6 protein-coding genes are annotated in these 4,357 nt (G+C 58.7%); 3 read left to right on the forward strand and 3 right to left on the reverse strand.

Annotation, left to right across the window (positions count from 1 at the left end; all coding sequences use genetic code 11):
- A partial coding sequence (locus tag DBR24_RS05995) for a Dyp-type peroxidase (protein WP_256591297.1) occupies nucleotides 1-662 on the reverse strand: 662 nt, incomplete at its 3' end.
- A gap of 377 nt (nucleotides 663-1,039) precedes the next feature.
- Nucleotides 1,040-2,137 carry an AraC family transcriptional regulator gene (locus DBR24_RS06000; protein WP_128614192.1) on the reverse strand — a complete coding sequence of 366 codons (1,098 nt, stop codon included), beginning with the start codon at nucleotides 2,135-2,137 and terminating at the stop codon, nucleotides 1,040-1,042.
- 211 nt (nucleotides 2,138-2,348) lie between these two features.
- Here DBR24_RS06000 and DBR24_RS06005 point away from each other — a divergent pair, with 211 nt between their 5' ends.
- From DBR24_RS06005 to DBR24_RS06015, 3 genes are all read left to right on the forward strand, one after another.
- On the forward strand, nucleotides 2,349-3,296 hold the full coding sequence (locus DBR24_RS06005) for a transporter (RefSeq protein WP_128614193.1): 948 nt from the start codon (nucleotides 2,349-2,351) through the stop codon (nucleotides 3,294-3,296).
- A gap of 253 nt (nucleotides 3,297-3,549) precedes the next feature.
- Nucleotides 3,550-3,744, forward strand: a complete 195-nt coding sequence (locus DBR24_RS06010) for a stability determinant (RefSeq protein WP_128614194.1) — start codon at nucleotides 3,550-3,552, stop codon at nucleotides 3,742-3,744.
- A gap of 46 nt (nucleotides 3,745-3,790) precedes the next feature.
- Nucleotides 3,791-4,018, forward strand: a complete 228-nt coding sequence (locus DBR24_RS06015) for a type II toxin-antitoxin system RelE/ParE family toxin (RefSeq protein ID WP_256591299.1) — start codon at nucleotides 3,791-3,793, stop codon at nucleotides 4,016-4,018.
- A gap of 47 nt (nucleotides 4,019-4,065) precedes the next feature.
- Here DBR24_RS06015 and DBR24_RS30895 read toward each other — a convergent pair.
- Nucleotides 4,066-4,357 (reverse strand): hypothetical protein (locus tag DBR24_RS30895; protein WP_158277023.1); only part of this gene is annotated, 292 nt, incomplete at its 5' end.

Below are 4,357 nucleotides of genomic sequence, written 5' to 3' on the forward strand. Positions count from 1 at the left end.
ACCATAAACGCCTCCGGCGCAAAGCTTTCCTGCGCAGTGCGTTTGACGTGGGCGGAGACCGGCGCGTCGTCGATCTCTTCGTTGTCGCTGAGGCGACGGCCCATGATGTTGTCCTTGTCTTCGGCGGACAACTGATGGAAACCCTTGAGGTCGTGCTGCCACTGCTGGATCGCGGCGAAGCTGCCGCCGACCAGGCCTTCGGCGCCCTCGCCCAGCAACGCGGCAGCGATGGCGGCTTCGTCATGCGGGTTTTCGGTGCCATCTTCGTAACCGGTCAGGTCGTGGCCGTCCTTGTGGCGGAAGGCTTCCTGCCTCTCGACCAGGCGCAGGGCCGGGGCCAGTGCGGCTTCGAGGGCATTGCTGCGGTTGAGCAGTTCGCCACGGTCGACACCGTGCAGCCAGACCCACAGCGCGTGCTGGGTCGACGGATTGTCGACGCCGACGCCGCTCATGGCCGGGAAGCTGCGCAGGCCGTCGATCTGCACATTCAGGGCCTGGGCCAGGGATTCACCGAAACCGACCACCGCCGACTTGCCGTCCACCAAATGCATCAGGTTGTCGATCGCCTGCGGCAGGGCTGCTACCGATTCAAGGGCAAAAAACAGATGACGTGCTTGTGGCGGAACTGGGGTGGCAAGAATGCCCGGCTGGTAGTAACTCATGTGAACTCCTTGGGAAAGTGCGCGGGAGTTTACCTGTAGCCGGAGGCTTTGTGTGGGTTTGGAGAATGCTAAAAGCCCCTCACCCTAGCCCTCTCCCGGAGGGAGAGGGAACTGAATGGGGGATGCTGTAGAGATACGCCGACTTGAAAGTGCTGTACCGAATCCATAATCGACAAAAATCTTTCAGGTCGGTGGATGACGCAAAACACCTCGATCAGCCCGCTCTCCCTCTGGGAGAGGGAACTGAATGGGGGATGCTGTGGAGATACGCCGACTTGAAAGTGCTGTACCGAATCCATAATCGACAAAAATCTTTCAGGTCGATGCATGACGTCGATCGGCCCTCACGCTCTCAAGTCCATAATCGACACAATCTTTCAGGTCGATGGATGACGCAAAACACCTCGGTCGGCCCCCTCTCCCCCTGGGAGAGGGCTGGGGTGAGGGTTTGCGTCATGCCGCCAGGCGCTCGGGCTCATCCCCGTCCAGCGCTTGAAGGCCCGGCGAAAACTGCGCACATCGCTATAGCCCACTTCTTCGGTGATGCGTTCGATCGGCATGTCCGGATTGGCCAGCAGGCTCAAGGTCCGCGCCTGCCGCACTTGTTCCAGCAGTGCTTCAAAGGTCAACGCATGCTCGGTCAGACGCCGGCGCAAGGTACGGCTGCTCATGTTCAAATCACCGGCAATCTTTTCAATGTGACTGCCACGGCTCAAGTCACGGGCGATCGCCCGCTCCACCGCCTGAATCAGATCCAGCTTCTGATGCACCTGCGCCGCTTCCAGCTCAAGCAACGCGACGGCCTGGCGCAACGCCAGCGAGTGATGATTGGGCAAGTGCACATCGAGCCATTGCGCGTCGATCAGCATCCGGTTGTGCAGGCAACCGAAGCGCACCTGCGGCCCCAGCAACCGATGGTATTCGCTCAGGTAATCCGGCGCGGCATGCACGAACTCCACGGCAATCGCCTTGAACTCAGCCCCCACCAGTGCGCGGCCATACACCAGCAAACTGGCGAAAAACTCTTCGACTGCAAACACCTGCACGTCGGCGAATGGCAAGCGGCATTCGGCGTCGAGATGCACCTGCTCACCGACCACATCGACACTGGACACCACAATCCCGCCCGAGGTGTGCTGATGACGAATGCCCAGCGCAAAGGCATCGCGCAAAGTCTTGCACAGCGACAGCACATGCCCGAGCAAGCCCAGCGTTCCCAGCACATTCTGCGCGCCGACCCACAGACCGAGGCCCTGATTGGGCAGCACTTTGAGCCCGCGCTGAATCATCGCCACGGCCTGGCGATAGGAAATCCGCTGCGCCGGATCCTGCAGATCCTCGAGCGTCAAGCCCAGGCCACGGCACAGGCTTTCCGGGTCGAGGCCCTTGTTGTGCACGACCTCGGCGAGGGTTTGCAGGAGAAACGGCGACACCAACGCCAGTTCAAAGGTCGGGTCTTGGACTTTTACGTTCATGGAGGCTGACATTCCGGATCACGCTTGATTGTTATTTTTGTAACCGGTCATGTCGAAGGAAGTTAGCACAGGGTCAACGGACTGTCCGCAGATGCCCCCCTCGTTGTCCGCCAATACCCTGCCCGAATGTACGCCAAACGCTTATTTCTAACGTACCGGCGCCCCGTGCGACCGGTGCCAGGTCCCAATCACAATAATAATGAGGACAGTTATGAGCCCGAACCGTGCACCCTCCTGCTTGCCGCTCGCCTTTTTCATGGCGGGTTGCACCCTGACGTTGCCCGCCCTTGCCACCGAAGCCGGGGTCGACAATATCGGCACTGGCACTGACGGTTTCTTCATGCTGCCGCTGGAGGTCGACAGCCTTCCTGAGAACATGGTCGCGTTCAACCTCTACTACAACCATTACAAATCGACCAAGCTCAACATCAGCTCGCTGGGCGGCAAGGTGCCGAAGGTTGAAATCGAATCCACTGCGGTGATTCCGCGCCTCGACTACCTGAGCCCGGTACGAATATTCGGCGGACGCCTGGCCGGCTACATCGCCCAGCCGTGGCTGAAGCAAGAGGTCGCGGTGTTCGGTTTGAGCGACACCCGCGAAGGCATGGGCGATACCACCTTCGCGCCGATCATTTTGTGGGACATGGGCAAAAACCTGACCCTTGGCGCCGCCGTGGAAGTCACCTTACCCACCGGCGAATACAGCGTCGATCGACTGGCCAATACCAGCAACAATTTCTCCACCTACAAGCCGCTGTTCTCGTTCACCTGGCTGCCGACCGACAACACCGAAATATCGATGAAGACCACCTACAGCTTCAACGAGAAGAACAAGGACACCGACTACAAGTCCGGGCAGATCTTCCACTTCGACTATTCGGCCAGCTACAAGATCACCGACGACCTGATGCTCGGGGTCAACGGCTATTTCCTCAAGCAGACCACCGATGACAAACAGTACGGCCACACCGTGCAGTTCGCCGGGCAGGACGTGGATGACGGCGTACGTGGCAAAGTGTTCGCCATCGGCCCGGCGCTGCACTTCACTTTTCTCAAGTACGCCAGCGCGGAGATTCGCTGGGCCAAGGAGTTTGATGTGGAGAACCGGCCGGAGGGGGAAATGTTGTGGGCGAAGGTGAGTATTCCCTATGCGTTCTGAGTGTATTTGTAGGAAAGCGCACCTGGATTTGTAGCCTAAAAACCTGAAAAACACGTTGGTGGAATTCGCCTACAGCGGCGGTCGAGATTACCGGACAACAGGATGAAACGTCTGGCAGATTTATAGGGGGCGCTTGCAGATACTGGGCTCCGTTATCCCATGGTTCCTCAAGGGCTCATGGGGTGCATCGTCAGCCAGTGACGACAACGGGCCACTCCCCCTTAGACTGCTTGAAATTGATCACGGAGGTCATATGAGCATATTGCTTTCCCCGTTTTATTCTGAGTTCGAATCCGAAGAAGAGGCAGAGAGCTACGATCGCTGGTTTCGTGCCAAGGTGCAGGCTGCACTGGATGATCCTCGCCCGGGCATTCCCCATGAGGAAGCCATGGTGCGGCTCGACCAACTATTAGAAGAGAAACGCAAGAATCGACGCGCTGCCGCTTGAATGGAGCAATCAGGCTCTGGACGATCTGGCTGACATTATCGACTACATTGAACAATACAATTCCAACGCTTCAGCGGCTTTGCAGCGCAAGGTTGGTACAGCAACGCAAAGGCTTTCATCAATTCCCTATGGTTACAGACCCGGTCGAGCACCAGGCACCCGGGAAATGGTGGTCAATCCAAACTATGTAATGGTCTATCGAGTGAACGGGCGAATCAAAATACTGACCTTAGTCCACACTCGACAACAATACCCACGAACCTCGTCAACATAAAAAAAGGGCGGCCAAATGGCCGCCCAAACGTACTGCACGAGAGTCGTTTACAGCGTCAGTTGCCCGCGCTCCTCTTCGGTCAACTGCTGCTTCGCCTGTTCATCCAGCGCCCCTGCCCCCAGCACCTGCACCGGGCTGTTCGGGTTGTAGCCCGGGGCCGGGGTGCGGCTGGCGCCATCGCGGGTTGGGGCGAGTTGTTCGTTGCCGAAACTCAGCACCTGCACGGTAAACACCGAGGCCTGATTCTGCCGCGAGGCCGCTTGCTGCTGACGCGCCACGTCTTCCGCCGCTTGCGTGGCCGAAGATGCCGCCGAACTGGCCGAGGTGATCGCGCCAGTG

This window comes from Pseudomonas sp. HMWF006, assembly GCF_003061205.1.
GTDB classification, from domain to species: Bacteria; Pseudomonadota; Gammaproteobacteria; order Pseudomonadales; family Pseudomonadaceae; genus Aquipseudomonas; species Aquipseudomonas monsensis.

What these genes read in the sequence shown, in the direction of transcription:
- DBR24_RS06000 (WP_128614192.1), bottom strand. Translation starts at nt 2,137, where the DNA reads ATGAACGTAAAAGTCCAAGACCCGACCTTTGAACTGGCGTTGGTGTCG.
- DBR24_RS06005 (WP_128614193.1), top strand. Translation starts at nt 2,349, where the DNA reads ATGAGCCCGAACCGTGCACCCTCCTGCTTGCCGCTCGCCTTTTTCATG.
- DBR24_RS06010 (WP_128614194.1), top strand. Translation starts at nt 3,550, where the DNA reads ATGAGCATATTGCTTTCCCCGTTTTATTCTGAGTTCGAATCCGAAGAA.